Origin of the sequence: Niabella digestorum, assembly GCF_036409055.1 — a bacterium.
In the GTDB taxonomy this organism is placed as follows: Bacteria; Bacteroidota; Bacteroidia; order Chitinophagales; family Chitinophagaceae; genus Niabella; species Niabella composti.
In genome coordinates, this window is sequence record NZ_JAZGLY010000001.1 from 296233 (window position 1) to 311509 (window position 15277).

A 15277-nucleotide genomic window follows, 5' to 3' on the forward strand; every position below is an offset into this window, starting at 1 on the left:
TTTTTAGGAGTTATCCTTCAGCATAGCATCTTTTCTCATTTTAGCGGCAAGTTCGGTCCCCAAATATTTATCGATCAGTCCATGTGCCAGATAAATAACCGGCGTCATAACTATTGCCACGATGAATTTATAAATGTAATTGCCCACGCAAATAGCCAGCACCAATCTTAAGCTCCAGGGTTCTCCTTGATCCGTATTAACACGCGGACCTACGTAGAATGCAATAAACAGTACCACAAAGCTGTCTATCAGCTGCGAAACCAGCGTGCTACCAGTAGCTCTCAGCCATATAGCTTTTTCTCCTGTAGCTTTCTTTATGCTGTGAAAAATAAAGACGTCTAGAATCTGACCTACCAAAAATGCCGTAAGCGAACCGATAATAATCCAGGAACCTTGCCCCAGAATAACACGGTAGGCATCGTTGGCATCATTAATATGCTGATTCATGTAGTTGACAGTCCAGAAGTCGGCCGGCTTCAGGCTTATTGCTCCTTGAAACATAATAAATGTGTAAGCAATAAGAGCAGCTGCCAATACCGATAGAAACCGTACTCCCCGCATGCCGTAGTACTCGTTAATAATATCGGTCATGATAAACACTACAGGCCAGAGTAATACACCTGTTGTAAGATTGAAAGAAAAACTGGTGCCCAGAATGTTGATATCAAAAGGCGTAATCCCCAGTGTTTTTTCAAGAGAAAAGATCTTCACTCCGATGACTTCGGCAACAATGGCATTGGCAATAAAAAATCCGCCTAACAGAATATATAGCCGCGTGGCTTTGTCTTTAATGATAGTATGGATCATTGATGTAGAAGGTGAATATTAGAAATATGATGAAAAAAAGAATATTGCAAAGCATTAACCATCGGGGTACGATAATCATGCGTTTGCGATCCCGTAGTGTTATGATGAGATAAAGTACACTGATAAGGGGTAACGCAATTGCGGCAAGTCCATAACCCGCCAATGTCAGTACCTCCAATGATGTATGATTATCATACCATGAACTGCTGCTAAGGCAGAGGGCTATCAACATTACGATTCCGCTAAGAAACGCTACTCTAGACAAAAATAATAGCCAATGCATAGGCGAATTTCGTACAAAATAACATTACTTTGTTTAGTATAAAATTAAGAGAGATAGAATAGTTTTATTTTTAATTTGCGCTTTTGCAGGTTCTGGTTTCGTTTATAATAAAATTATTATAATGAATAATAGTTGGCTTAAAAATGCTTTACCTCACGTAGTAGCGATTCTTGTCTTTTTAATAGTATCCGCATTATTCTGCAAGCCCGTAATGGATGGGAAAACCCTTGATCAGCACGATACGGGAGTAATCGGTTGGCGGGGGTCGGCACAAAATGCCTATGAAGTGAAAGAAAAAACAGGCAAGCTCCCGTTATGGAATACAAATGTGTTCAGTGGTATGCCCAATTATCAGATAGCCATGGAGGGGCGGAGTGCTATTCCTGTGGACTTGAATAAAGTAATTGGGTTATGGCTTCCCAAACCGATGAATTTCTTTTTTATCGCCTGCGTGTGTTTTTATATTTTATGTGTTATTCTGCGATTTAATCCGATGGTAGGTATATTCGGAGCGCTAGCTTTTGCCTACTCTACTTATAATCCACTTATTGTAAGTGCCGGCCACGAAACCAAGATGATGGCTATCGCTTACATGCCTTTGCTATTAGGAGGATTGCTACTAATCTTCAATAAAAGGTACTGGATTGGTTTGGCTTTAGCTACGCTCGGTGCTGTTTTTGAGCTCATGGCTAATCACCCGCAAATTGCCTATTACTTTTTCTTGATTGCAGGAGCCGTAACCATTGGTTACATTATTATTTGGATAAAAAATAAAGACTTTAAACATTTTGCAATTTCTGTGGCGCTTAGTGCGGTGGCAGCTCTTGTAGCATTGGGATGTTACTCCCTGGCTTATTTAACCACTACAGAGTATGCAAGATATACTATGCGCGGCGGTAAGAGTGTGGAAATACAGGGCAATGAAGTAAAAGCTACCTCTACTCAAGGTCTGGATACAGACTATGCTATGCAGTACAGCATGAGCAAAGTAGAGCCTATTATTATGCTTATGCCCAAAGCCGTGGGCGGTAGTAGCGGTACTCCATTGAAAGAAGATTCTAAAGTTGTAGAAAAATTGGTAGAGACTGGGGTACCTGAAATGCAGGCTGCGCAGTTTGCATCGCAATTACCTGCCTACTGGGGAGGAATGGTGCCTCCTGATTATTCGGGGGGACCTGCTTATATTGGCGCGATTATTTTTATTCTGGCGATTATTGGGTTTGTGGTGGTAAGAGGTCCTGTAAAATGGACCATTCTAGCAGTAACAATTTTGTCTGTACTGATGAGCTGGGGTAAATATTTTTTGGGCTTTAATCAATTTTTACTGGATCATCTGCCTTTGTATAACAAATTTCGGGCGCCATCTATGGCACTCGTCATTTGCCAGCTTACCCTCCCATTGATGGCCGTGTTGGCCGTACATACCCTGTTTTTCGCTAAAGATGCCCGACAGCAATTAACATTACAGTTTAAAAATATATTATATACTTTGGGTGGTATTACGGCAGTATTGTTACTGTTGTATATCGGACAAAGCTATGGTTCGGGCTTTGACCAGCAGATTATGCAAATGCAACTTGATCCCAACGGTGGGGACCGGCTCAATAGAGCTATTGTGGCGGGCTTAAAGGCCGATAGACAAAGTATGTTTGGTGGTCAGGTATTAAGAAGCGTGGTGTTTATGGCCATTGTATTGGGTGTAATATTCGCTTGTATGAAAAATTGGTTGCGTCCGGTTGTGGGGGTGGCCTTACTGGCTGTAGTAACACTTTTGGATTTGTGGGTAATTGACAAGCAATATTTCAGCGATGATCATTACGTATATAAAGATGATGTACAGGTTCAAGTAACGCCCACTGCCATTGATCAGGAAATCTTAAAAGATAAAGATCCTCATTACCGAGTATATGATGTAGCAGGAATGAATAGTAACAGAGTTTCGTATTTCCATCGTTCTGCACTAGGCTATCATCCGGCTAAGCTCAGATTATATCAAGATGTGATAGAAAGATATTTCTCCGGAACACCTAATGAACAGCTTTTAAACGCTCTGGATGTCCGCTATATCATTAGTCGCGATCAGCAGGGACAAGAAGTATTAATTCCCAATTCAAACGCTTATGGAGCAGCATGGTTTGTCAAAGCAATAAAAACAGTTTCCGACGATGTGGAAGAGTTACAGGCTATTGGCATCACCAATCTGAAAGATACCGCAGTGGTGCAGCAAAAGAATATTCCTGCAGGATTACAAATATCAGCGGATAGTACAGCTACAGTGAAGCTTGTAAAATACACTAATGATGAAATAGAATACGAAGCCGAATCTGCAACTGGAGGATTGATTGTATTGAGCGAAGTATATTATCCTGCCGGTTGGAATGCTTATATAAATGGAAAGCCAGCTGATATTATACGTACGAATTATGTTTTAAGAGGATTGGTAGTACCTCAAGGGAAACATCAAATTAAGCTGGTATTTGAGCCGACTTCATTCAAGAAGGGGGATAATATTTCCTATCTAAGTTCTTGGCTGTTGATCATCATTGTGCTGGGTGGGTGCTTCTTGCAATGGAAAACCGATAAAAAGCATCCTAAGGCCGATGTAACCATTGGCGAATAATCATCGCAATTAATTTATTGGATCACTTTAAGTCCGTCGTTGGCATTGATAAAAATTGCTTCAATAATTCCCTACAAAATTTTGCCACCGGTAAAGGGTGGGGAAAAGGCGATCTTTTATTTCTGGAAATACTTTTCCAAATACGCCGAACTGCATGTCATCTCCGTGAAGGAAAATGCGGAGCGCGACAGTTTTATGCCGATTTCTCCAATATTGACTTCTACACACAATAAATGGCGCTATGTAAATCCGGCATTGTATTTTAAAGTGAAAAAATATTGTAGGCGACATGGAGTGAATGCTGTTGTAATGGAACATCCCTATTACGCCTGGTTGGGTTACTTATTGCAGCGGTTTGCTGGTATAAAGTGGATCATACGCTCACACAATATCGAAGCTATCCGTTTTAAAACCATAGGTAAATGGTGGTGGCGTATTTTACATAAGTATGAAAAGTTTGCTCATGGTTATGCCGATTATAGTTTTTTTATTACAGAAGAGGATCGGCAATATGCCATAGCTCATTATGAAGTAAATCCATCTAAAACAGCGGTCATTACTTACGGAATAGAGAATAACATGGCTCCCTCTTTAGAAGAAAAAGCTCAGATGCATCAGACAGTATGTGAGGAGCTAGGACTACCACCTCACACTCGATTGATTTTATTTAATGGCTCGCTGAGCTACGGTCCTAATAGAACGGGATTGGAGGCTATACTCCATCGTATTAACCCTTTATTGCAACATAAAATTCAGGATCCTTATAAGATTATTATTTGTGGCTCGGGATTGCCTGCCGAATATGATGAGTTGCGTACATATGCCAAGCAGCATATCCTTTACAAAGGATTTGTAGAAGATATTCATAAGTATTTTAAAGCAGCAGATGTATTCATCAACCCAATAACCGAAGGGGGAGGTATTAAAACCAAGCTGGTAGAGGCTTTGGCAGCTAATACTCCTTGTGTTTCGTTTGAAACCGGAGCTTGGGGTGTACCTGTTGCCGTAACAGGCAATCATTTATCAGTAGTTGCTGATAGGGGTTATGAGCAGTTTGTTGATGCGATAATCAATAAGTTGCAAAGTAAAAGTGAAAATATTCCTTCTCTTTTTTTTGAACATTTTTATTGGGGAGCCGTAGTGCATAAAGCTGCTGATATTCTAAAGCGGTTATAGCACGTTTATATTTGTGTGATACTATACCACAAATCTTGACTAGTTTTTTCCCATTCGAATAGGACACTTCGCTCCAAACCTTTTTGCTGTAGATTTTGGTATAATGTGTTGTCAGTAGCAAGCTGTATCATCGCCTTTTTTATGGAGTGTACATCCAGTGGGTCTACAAGTAGGGCCGCATCTCCAGCCACTTCGGGCATAGAGGAGGTATTGCTACATATAACGGGAATACCCGCTCGAAATGCCTCTACAATGGGTAGGCCAAAACCCTCAAACAAAGGCACAAATGCTAAGGCATATGCGCTTCCTAACAATGCAGCTAGTTCATCGTCGTTTACCCTGCCCGGAAATATAATATCCTCTTTAAAAATAAGTTGTTGATATACCTGTTTTATTTCATCGGCTTCCCACAGAATATTGCCTGCCAGCATCAGTTGCAATGGACTTCCGGTGGCTTGTTTGAATAAATCAAATGCCTGCATGAGTCGCAGAATATTTTTGCGTGCATGCATCGAGCCTACAAAGAAGAAGTAAGGTTGCCCTTTAGCATATTGTTGTCGGGTGGATGTAATCCTATCTGTAGATAGAGGTTGGAAAATTTTTTTCGCACCTAACGTGATAACATCGATTTTGGTTCGATCTACATTATAGGTGGTAATAATATCATTCTTTGTGTACTTTGATACTGCCACTATTTTATCAGCTTTATGAGCAAATTTTTTAAAGAAATAGCGGTAGTATAACCGATTGCGTAGAGGGAGCGTTTCAGGGTAATGCTCAAAGTTTAGATCGTGAATAAGGGCGATTTGTTTACCAGAATAACTTAAACTAATCATGCCATCCATTCCCACAAAAACATTCGGCTGATGTTTATTTAAAAAACGAGTAAGTGTCCATTCCATATGGAGGATATACAGTAACGGATGTCGATAAGGAGGGAAAATACGATGAATGGATACGTTAGGGAAGCTAAAATAGTCCTCCGTAAAGTTTTTATCACACAGCATCATGAAATGCGTTTCTGGATGCTGTTGAATCATCGGTCGCATGCTTTCAATAATGACATTGCCTATGCCATCAATGTTCTTGTTACGCAGTGTCCAGCAGTTAACGGCTATTGTCATTATTGTTGCTTTATGTGGTTCTTATTAAAAATATAATGTAATAACATTAAAAATTTGGATATGGGGCCGAATTTGAGCAGTGAATAAGGAATTTTGCGTTGAAAGTTTATCATCTTTGTCAGTATCGGGTGAGGTGTATTATGGGGTGCGTATTTCGTAAGAAAATCATTGGTAGTAATGCGAAAATTACGGATAAAGCGCCAGTAATAATCGTATACAAAAACGTTCTTCAAGTGCTCAACGCCCATTTTTTCAAGAAAGTACAAATGTTCTGGCACTTCCACTTCGGGATGCATCTTTACCTGGGCCGTCACTTGCGAGTCGCTCATGCCTATGTTTACCAATACCTGATTGATGTAATGAAAACGCGAGTGACGTAGTTCTCTGATGTAAAATTCGATATCCACCATCCATTTGAGGCGTTCATCGTAAAAATGTCTGTGATTGGGATGTAGGGTCGTACTCGGATGACCAATAATATTTTTCGATACGATGGATTCGGGCTTTTTTCTCAGTTGATTGAGCCTTATTTTATCAGCAAAACAAATGCTCTGTCTGCCTGTGTCTTCATATACATTGCAATAAGCAGAAAAAATAAAGGCTCCATCATTGTTTTGGGCAGCTTCAGCAAACTGCTGTAAAGCATTGGGAGAGGCAAACCAATCATCGTCGTGCATCAACTTAATCCACATTCCTTTTGCTAACTTTATAGCAACGTTCCAATTGGCAGGAGTGCCTAATGGAGTGGGATTTTTATAGTAGTGCAGTGGGATACGGTCTTTATATTGCTCACAAAGATGCTTTACGGTTTCATCAGGACTGTCGTCTGTAACAATTACTTCATAGTCCCGATAGGTTTGTTCTACTATCGAGTCTAATAACCTCTGTAAATACTGAGGTCGTTGATACGCGGGTATGCAAATGGAAATAAAAGGTATCATCATCTATTTATTTTTCATTGCTCTCGCATGGATTTTATAAATTGGCAAATTAATTTGTTTTGTAGCACAATGGAAAAAATTTTTGGCGTTGTAATACTGTATCATCCCGATTTTCAAATAAAGGATAACATTGCCAGCTATTTACCTTTTATAGAAAAATTGCTGGTAATTGATAATAGTGAGCCTGCTGCAAAGATATCATTTGATTTTCCTGAAGATAAGGTTATAATAATTGCTGACGGAGAAAATAAGGGTATTGCTGCTCGTCTCAATCAGGCGGCTAGTTACGCAGTAGCCGAGGGGGCAACATGGTTGCTAACTATGGATCAGGATTCATTTTTTGACGAAGACAATATTAATCGTTATCGGCAATGTTTTGATGCTTATGAAGGGAAGGATAAAGTAGCGATGTTTGGCGTAGAATATGAGCAGCGACCACAGGCAATCCATTGCGAGTACTTTGAAACAGATATGCTGATTACATCAGGGAGCTTGGTGAATTTGGGTTTGCTCAAGAAATTGGAAGGCTTCGATGAAGCTTTGTTTATTGATGAAGTAGACTCGGAATATTGCTTTAGAGCAAATTCGAAAGGATTTAAAACTGTTAAATTAAGCAATGTTTATTTACATCATTCCTTAGGTATAGCAGGAGCATATCGTTCTTTAAAAAATTTTAAAAAGAGCGTGCGTACATTGCATGCTCCTATTAGAATTTATTATATGGTGCGCAACTCACTATATGTTGCAGAGAAATACAAGCATAACCTGCCCGCTTCCTTTCCCTTACGACGCAAAACAGTTTTGAATAGGATTAAAAACAATTTGCTGTATGGTAAAGAAAAAACGAAATTGCTTCGGTATATATGGCTGGCTTATCGACATTACAAATCAGGTAAGATGGGAAAACTGATGTTGTAAATATTAAACCTGCGCTTTCCGAATATACAACGCCACCGAATCGCTTTCTCCTGCCTGATTATATTGATCAATTTCTTGTTGAAAACGCTGTAGGTCTTCCTGGGTGAAGATGCTGTTTTGAGGATTTTGAATATAGCTCCTATCGTCGTTTACATTACTGATATCTCTTGAATATTGCTCGCTCCCTAATATGGAAAACGGATCTGCGTCAAAAACAGTTTTATAAATGCTAAGATTATTTTGCTGAATAAGATGCGTAATGCTTTTTAGGCTGTGTATATAGAAGTGGCGAGGAGGATCCAACGAAACCACGTTGATTCCGTATTTTTCCATAAGAGGTTTACTTACGATGGGAATCCTAATTAAGAGTCTTCCTTTTTCGCTGAGTAGGGAAGCGGCTTTGCCGATGACTTCGTTCTGATGGTCCATATGTTCTAGGCTGTGATGCATCATAATCACATCAAACTGGCCTTGAATGTCAAATATATCTTTCTTAAGCAACCGCAACTGTGGATTGTATATCACATCCTTATCCATAAATGGATCGATGCCGGTAAGATCATTAAAGCCCAAGCGGTAAATACGTTTTAACAGCTGGCCGTTGCCACATCCAACATCCAAAATGCTTTCATTTTTGTTCGATAGCTGTAGTTCCTTCAGCCATGTGTAAAATTTGGAAGCCTTGAATTTTAGTGCCAGCAAACCTCCCAGCAGTCGATGTTTACCAAAACTGTGATATTCGAAATGTATCCGTCTTATGAAGCTGCGCTTTACGGGTACATCAGCTGCAGTGTAGGAATAATAGTTCGAGGGGTAGTATTTTTCAATATTAGCAGGAATCTTAGCTATTTGAATACAACCACAATTGCCACATTCGAAATAGTCAAAGTTATCTCTAAATCCGAACATCATTTCTCGTAGCTTCAATTGTTTGAAATCTCCTTCCTGTAAACAGATGCGGCACTTCATACATATTACTTTAGGTGAATGTATTGGGCTGATTAGCCGATTGTAAATTTAGGAAGCTGTGCGGAATAAAGAAGCCTTTCCGGAAAGAAGTACTGATGAATCAGGAAAAACCCGTATTTATTTAGAAATAGTATTGAGAAAAAGCTCAAGACCTTTTCTTTTTTCGGCGTCCAGTTCGTAACTCAAATCCTGAGAATAATATTTCTTTAAATCATATACTCCGTTATTATGTGCTTGGGCAATCTCGTCTATATGCAGTAATCCGTAACTATTGGCTTCATCAAACTCTTGAATAAAGGCTTCCGGTAAAGGACGTGAGCTAACCCAGGCCGCAAAAACGAAAGGCAATCCGGTTGCGGCTTTCCATTCTCCGGCCAAGTCATAAATATATTGGGCCTGGCTTCGGTATTTCAGCGCTCTGTCGCCTATGATGAGGGCTGCTGTATTACCCCTTATTTGCTGAATATAATCTTCATTTTGGGCCTCTACGTACTTCGGATTGATCTTCCAGTAATGTTGTACCAGCCATTGCAACAATTTTACCGAAGAGCGGCTTTGGTAGTCCAAATAGATAGTTTCGACCTGCTGCACAGGCACCTCGCTGAACAGCGCTACGGAAGCGACATCTCCTACCGAACCAATGCAATAGTTACCGCAGATGTAGCTCTGAGGCAACTCCGGAATAATTGCCACAGGCACCAAACCTACATCTATGTTCCCTTTTTGGAGCATGTCGGCTAGCAAAGCTGGATATTCTTCTATCAGCGTTATTTTATCTTTGATGGGTAGGCGTTGTAAGCCATATATAAGGGGACGGGAGTTTAAATAACTTACAATACCAACTCTTATCTTTTCTTCCACGGCGAATGCTTATTTTTGCGCGGCAAAGATAGGTTACTATTGTTAATAGCTTTGGGATATGGCTGCCAAATTGCTGCTAAGACGGAGTGATGCGGAAAAGCTAACGTTCTATTAACATTCATAAGAAAAAGGGAGTTCCATCCTTAAAAAGAGGGGGCCTATTATTTTTGCCATAAGAACATATTATGTACATTCGAAGGAATTGCATCCTGCACGTATAGGGTGCTTTGATGCGGTTCCCCTAAAATAATTACCGGTAAAGTATGATGTCATTAACAGCCATTTCGCCGATTGACGGTCGTTATAGTAAGCAGATTGAGAATCTGAAGGAATATTTTAGTGAGTATGCCCTTATTAAATACAGAGTAATTGTAGAAATAGAATATCTTTTTCTGCTGGCAGATAAGAAGTTTCTGAAACTTACACCTGCCGCCAAAAGGCATCTGCGGGATGTGATGGAGAACTTCAGTGTGGAAAATGCAGAAGCTATTAAAGAAATAGAAAAAGTTACTAATCACGACGTAAAAGCTGTTGAATACTTCCTCAAAAAAGAACTGGATAAAACAGATTGCAAGGATGCCAAGGAGTGGGTGCATTTTGGTCTTACTTCACAAGACATCAATAATACTGCCATTCCGCTGCTTTGGAAAAACAGCATGGAATATGAATTGCTTCCGGCTTATGCTAACCTAAAAAATCATCTACATAAGCTGGCTAAGCAGTGGCGCGATGTGCCGATGTTGGCTAAAACTCATGGTCAGCCGGCCTCCCCCACCAGATTGGGTAAAGAAATCATGGTTTTTGTAGAAAGAATGGAAAATCAGATTCTGCAAATGTCTCACATACCCGTGTGTGCAAAATTCGGAGGTGCCACTGGAAATTTCAATGCCCACCATGTAGCTTATCCCAAAACCGACTGGATTAAGTTCGGAAATCATTTTGTAGAAAAAATACTGGGACTGCAAAGATTGCAGTTTACCACTCAGATTGAACATTACGATAATTTGGCGGCACATTTCGACGCTATTAAGCGCATTAATAATATTCTTATAGATTTTTGTAGAGACATGTGGACCTACATCAGCATGGAGTACTTTAAACAAAAAATCAAAGCCGGTGAAGTAGGTTCATCCGCCATGCCTCATAAAGTGAATCCTATCGATTTCGAAAATGCAGAGGGCAATTTGGGTATAGCGAATTCGCTGTTAGAACATTTATCTGCCAAGTTGCCTATCAGTCGTTTGCAACGCGACTTAACAGATAGTACTGTTTTGAGAAATATTGGGGTGCCTATAGCACATACCATCATTGCTGTGAAAAGCATTGAACGCGGGTTGAACAAATTAGTATTGAATGAAGCCGCACTGAACGAAGACTTGAATAATAACTGGGCGGTAGTGGCAGAGGCAATACAAACCATCTTGCGCAGGGAGCAGTATCCCAATCCTTACGAAGCTTTAAAGGAACTGACAAGAGGTAAGTACGGCATTACTAAAAAGGCCCTACACAAATTCATTAGTTCGCTGAAAATACCTGCAGCTGTTAAGGAGGAGCTAAAAAAGATAACGCCTCATAATTACACAGGGGTAGTTGCCAAGTATTAGTTGAGCATCTGAAATGTAGCTTTTTAGGGTCTCGTGTAGAGGGGCTAACCTCATGCAAAATCCTTCCTAATATATTGGAATAATTAAATAATAAAATATCCTGAGTACAGGCCATAATGAGCTTTAGAATGTCTGTACTCAGGATTTTGTATTTTCCTATTATTGAAATTTTCTAAAAGTTAGGACCGGTTTTATGTATTTCACTTGAAAAGTGAAACTCAATGTCCGGATTATTGGTGATTTCGGTATTCAAGAACCATTCGCTTTGTGCCAGATACACCAACGCTCCATCTTTATCTTCTGCAACATTGGCTTGTTTAAACTTAGTAAAGTCATCCAGTTTTTTAGGATCTTTACTTGTAATCCAACAGGCTTTATAGAAGGGGAGCGCTCTGAACTCTACAGAAGCTCCATATTCATGCAGCAAACGGTATTGAATCACCTCAAATTGTAGTTCTCCTACACATCCAATGATTTTCTTAGTACCTCCAAACTGGGTAAATAACTGTGCCACACCCTCGTCCGTAAGTTGTAGCAACCCTCTTTCCAGCTGTTTAGTTTTTAGCGGGTCCTTATTCACCACTTCCTTAAAGATTTCCGGAGAGAACGAAGGAATACCGGTGAAGTAGAACTCTTCTCCTTCCGTTAGGGTGTCACCGATTTTAAAGTTGCCGGTATCAAACAAACCCACCACGTCTCCTGCATAGGCGTCTTCAATCACACTTTTATCACGTGCCATGAAAGAGTAGGGGTTGCTGAAGCGCAACTTTTTATTCAGTCTTACATGATGAAAATATTTGTTACGCTCGAACTTTCCACTGCAAACCCTAAAAAAGGCGATACGGTCGCGATGCTTGGGGTCTAGATTAGCATGTATTTTGAATACAAACCCACTTAGCTTAGATTCTTCTGCATCCACTCTGCGAGCTGTGGTATCACGGCCTTGCGGTGGCGGTGCAATGGTTATGAAAGTGTCCAATAGCTCTTTTACTCCAAAATTGTTGATGGCGCTTCCAAAGAATACAGGAGATACCTTTCCTTTTAAATAATCGTCTACATTCAATGGGCCGTTCACACCATCCACCAGTTCTACGTCTTCTCGGAGTATTGCCGCATCTCTATCGCCCAGTTTTTCATCCAAAATAGGATCATTGATATCTGTGATGGCAATAACATCCTCCTCATCAGCCTTGGTATTAGGGGCAAAAAGCCGCAGACTTTTATCATGAATATTGTACACACCCTTGAAATCCTTACCACTGTTAATGGGCCAGGTCATAGGATGCAATTGTATTTTCAATTCTTTTTCAATTTCCTCCAGTAGGTCGAATCGGTTTTTACCATCTCGGTCCAGTTTGTTGATGAACACGATTACAGGAGTATCGCGCATCCGGCATACTTCCATAAGGCGGCGTGTCTGCTCTTCCACACCATTCACACTGTCGACTACTAAAATTACACTGTCTACAGCAGTTAGGGTGCGGTAGGTATCTTCTGCAAAGTCTTTGTGTCCCGGTGTATCTAAGAGGTTGATTAAAATGTTTTGGTACTCAAAGGTCATTACCGAGGTAGCGACGGAAATACCACGTTGCCGCTCGATTTCCATAAAATCGGAGGTGGCAGACTTTTTTATTTTGTTGCTTTTTACGGCCCCGGCAACCTGTATGGCGCCACCAAAAAGCAGAAATTTTTCCGTGAGGGTGGTTTTTCCCGCATCAGGGTGGCTGATAATGGCGAATGTACGCCTTCTCATTATCTCGTCGTGAAACTTCATTGTATATCTTTCTTAAAAGGCTGCGAAGATATTACGATTTTGCGATTTAATTCTGGACATCATGTTCTGTCATCAAATTGGATTCATATTTTAAAATATATGCAAATGGGAGGTATTTATATAAAACATTATGTATGAAGCGGTCGCAAATGCAAAAAGACTGGCTATTTATATGATATAAGTGGGATCCATCTCTTAATGATTCTATACATCAGCTTATGTGCTCTATAATAGCCTTTCCTGCGCATTAAAAAAAGAAGCTGTCTCAAACTTTGAGACAGCTTCAATATAAACTGGATTTATCAATTAATTATTCAACGATGCGGGCTTTTACCACTGTAGAAGCACTCGATTTTCCATCAATATCAATTTGGAGGATTCGCACCCAAACGTTCTTTGGAGTGTTAGTAGGTACATAATCTGCTTGTTTACTACAAGAGTAAAGGGTTACTACGCTGATGATGAGTAATGATACAGTAGCCAAAACGCCCCATTTTTTCTTATTTCTGTAGAACATACCGCCTAACAGCAGCAATACCCCTAATCCAGCTACGGAACTTAGAGCAATGATTCCGCTTAGCTCAGTACTAAAGTTGTAGCTCAGAGGAGTGCTAGAATTTCCGTTAAGTGCTTTGGTGTCTGCAACTCCAATAGACTTGAAGGTTTTTCCATCGGTAGATGCCTGAATTTCAAATCTTTTGTTGTTTTCTTCGGTTACGGTCTGCCATAATACATTTAATTTACCATTAGTGATGTAGGCGTCGAGTGGACCAAATGTAACCGGCAGTGCACAGGATGGATCAATATTTACTTTAATTTCAGTAGGCTCCGAAAGAGAGTTCACACAATCGCTGTATCTCGTGCGTACATAATAGGATTTGCTTTGGGTTCCCGAATTAACGGCCAAGGTGCTGGACTGTTGGCCTAAATCCACTTTGATTGGAGCTGCATCATCCGCATTTGAGTCATACCACAGAATATCTACAGGTGTATTGGTTGCGGTATACTCAGCCGTTAAGTTAACATCTGTATTGGCACATACTGTTACTTCCTCTCCGTTTACAGAGGCAGGTTTACCGGTTTTAGCAGTCACTTCGAATATGCGAGCAGTTTTAAACAGAGAGAATCCTAAACTTACATATTCAATTTTAATAGAGCGGATGTCAGGAATTCCTGTTACAGGAACTCTTACAATAGCACGGCCTTGGCCTAGGTTAATGATAAAGCCAATACCTAAGATGTTCTGCCTAGTTCCTGCTGAACCGCTGGCATTAGTTTCGGTATAGGGGGTAATATAAATACCTCCAATACTTCCCCAGTCTACTATATTTACGCCATCAACTTGAAGATCTATTTCAACGACATCGCCAGGATTCATGTTTCTGTCAAAGGTCACATTCAACACAGCCAAACCAGTAACAAGATTATTGGTTAATGTGGCTGCTGTATTGTGATTGCCATCGATGGCCTGCTGGGGGCTAGCGGCACTTGAAAGAAAGGGGGCTGTCCCGGTATTATTGGCCGAAGCGCCAATGACACATTGTGCAGAAACTTTTACTGACAAGAAACTAAATAATAGGAGTCCGATAAGAACAAGCACACTTGTCCTTAGAGATAGGTTAAGGTGTCTCATAGGGTTTTGTTTAAAATGATTAAAAACGGATTAATGGACAAAGGTATAAGCAGTTGTTTAATAAAAAATGGTAAAAAAAAGTTAAATGATTATATTTTGTAAGAAAAATTTCTTTAAAAAGCTTATTACTAGACTATTACATCCTGCATAATGAGTGCAGTTTGATATGGAGCATGTATAAGGGTATAGCTGGGATTAGACTAAAGCATGTATTCCATCGCTTGATAGAACCCAAATGGATTCAATATTTCATTTAACACTCTTGTTTTTCTAAATATATGCGCGAGAGGATTACCAGATGGAATGATTAGTTGCAAACATCGAGTTGTTGTGATACTTTATTTCGATTTTATCGGAAGGGTACTAAAATGCAAGGTGATTTACGAATAAACAGAGAACTGTATTTGGAGGCTTTATAATTAGCACACCAAAACTATTTCTTTCAGAGAAGTATAATTATCAGCCTGATAAAAAGCCTTGCTATGGATTAATATACTTTTCCCTGATAGGAAATTTTGGATTCGTAATGAATGTATTGGTAAGGAAGATATTCATCGACAGTTTTAT

Annotated in this window: 12 protein-coding genes; 4 read left to right on the forward strand and 8 right to left on the reverse strand. The window is 39.9% G+C overall.

The features are described 5' to 3' along the window. Window positions 1-3 precede the first annotated feature (3 nt). Entirely contained in the window at window positions 4-807 is an 804-nt protein-coding gene (locus V2H41_RS01280) for a queuosine precursor transporter (RefSeq protein WP_330973300.1), read from the reverse strand. Continuing rightward, window positions 788-1090: a hypothetical protein gene (locus V2H41_RS01285; protein ID WP_330973301.1), complete on the reverse strand. Its 303-nt coding sequence runs from the start codon at window positions 1088-1090 to the stop codon at window positions 788-790. The genes V2H41_RS01280 and V2H41_RS01285 overlap by 20 nt, the downstream gene beginning before the upstream one ends. A gap of 121 nt (window positions 1091-1211) precedes the next feature. On the opposite strand from V2H41_RS01285, the gene V2H41_RS01290 reads away from it, so the two are divergent. After that, a complete protein-coding gene (locus tag V2H41_RS01290; RefSeq protein WP_330973302.1) occupies window positions 1212-3710 on the forward strand; it encodes a YfhO family protein in 2499 nt (832 codons plus the stop codon). A 39-nt stretch (window positions 3711-3749) separates the two neighbouring features. Beyond that, entirely contained in the window at window positions 3750-4886 is a 1137-nt protein-coding gene (locus V2H41_RS01295; protein ID WP_330973303.1) for a glycosyltransferase family 4 protein, read from the forward strand. A gap of 5 nt (window positions 4887-4891) precedes the next feature. On the opposite strand, the gene V2H41_RS01300 is transcribed toward V2H41_RS01295, so the two are convergent. Together V2H41_RS01300 and V2H41_RS01305 are read right to left on the reverse strand one after the other, a co-directional pair. Then, the gene (locus V2H41_RS01300) at window positions 4892-6010 is read right to left on the reverse strand and encodes a glycosyltransferase family 4 protein (RefSeq protein ID WP_330973304.1); all 1119 of its coding nucleotides are present in this window, start codon (window positions 6008-6010) and stop codon (window positions 4892-4894) included. Beyond that, window positions 6010-6954 carry a glycosyltransferase family 2 protein gene (locus tag V2H41_RS01305; protein WP_330973305.1) on the reverse strand — a complete coding sequence of 315 codons (945 nt, stop codon included), beginning with the start codon at window positions 6952-6954 and terminating at the stop codon, window positions 6010-6012. Before V2H41_RS01305 ends, V2H41_RS01300 begins: the two co-directional genes overlap by 1 nt. A 66-nt stretch (window positions 6955-7020) precedes the next feature. Between V2H41_RS01305 and V2H41_RS01310 the strand changes: the two genes are divergently transcribed. Next, a complete protein-coding gene (locus V2H41_RS01310) occupies window positions 7021-7869 on the forward strand; it encodes a glycosyltransferase family 2 protein (protein ID WP_330973306.1) in 849 nt (282 codons plus the stop codon). A 3-nt stretch (window positions 7870-7872) separates the two neighbouring features. Here the strand turns inward: V2H41_RS01310 and V2H41_RS01315 are convergent, their stop codons facing one another. Together V2H41_RS01315 and V2H41_RS01320 are read right to left on the reverse strand one after the other, a co-directional pair. Next, window positions 7873-8838 (reverse strand): class I SAM-dependent methyltransferase, encoded by a 966-nt coding sequence (locus V2H41_RS01315; RefSeq protein ID WP_330973307.1) that lies wholly within the window; start codon window positions 8836-8838, stop codon window positions 7873-7875. A gap of 117 nt (window positions 8839-8955) precedes the next feature. Next, window positions 8956-9699 (reverse strand): menaquinone biosynthetic enzyme MqnA/MqnD family protein, encoded by a 744-nt coding sequence (locus tag V2H41_RS01320; protein WP_330973308.1) that lies wholly within the window; start codon window positions 9697-9699, stop codon window positions 8956-8958. Between the two features lie 263 nt (window positions 9700-9962). Between V2H41_RS01320 and purB the strand changes: the two genes are divergently transcribed. After that, complete coding sequence (gene purB / locus V2H41_RS01325; RefSeq protein ID WP_330973309.1) at window positions 9963-11303, forward strand: adenylosuccinate lyase; 1341 nt, start codon at window positions 9963-9965, stop codon at window positions 11301-11303. A gap of 172 nt (window positions 11304-11475) precedes the next feature. Here purB and V2H41_RS01330 read toward each other — a convergent pair whose 3' ends face one another. Together V2H41_RS01330 and V2H41_RS01335 are read right to left on the reverse strand one after the other, a co-directional pair. After that, on the reverse strand, window positions 11476-13077 hold the full coding sequence (locus V2H41_RS01330) for a peptide chain release factor 3 (protein ID WP_330973310.1): 1602 nt from the start codon (window positions 13075-13077) through the stop codon (window positions 11476-11478). Between the two features lie 310 nt (window positions 13078-13387). Beyond that, window positions 13388-14641, reverse strand: a complete 1254-nt coding sequence (locus V2H41_RS01335; protein ID WP_330973311.1) for a hypothetical protein — start codon at window positions 14639-14641, stop codon at window positions 13388-13390. Window positions 14642-15277: the final 636 nt, after the last annotated feature.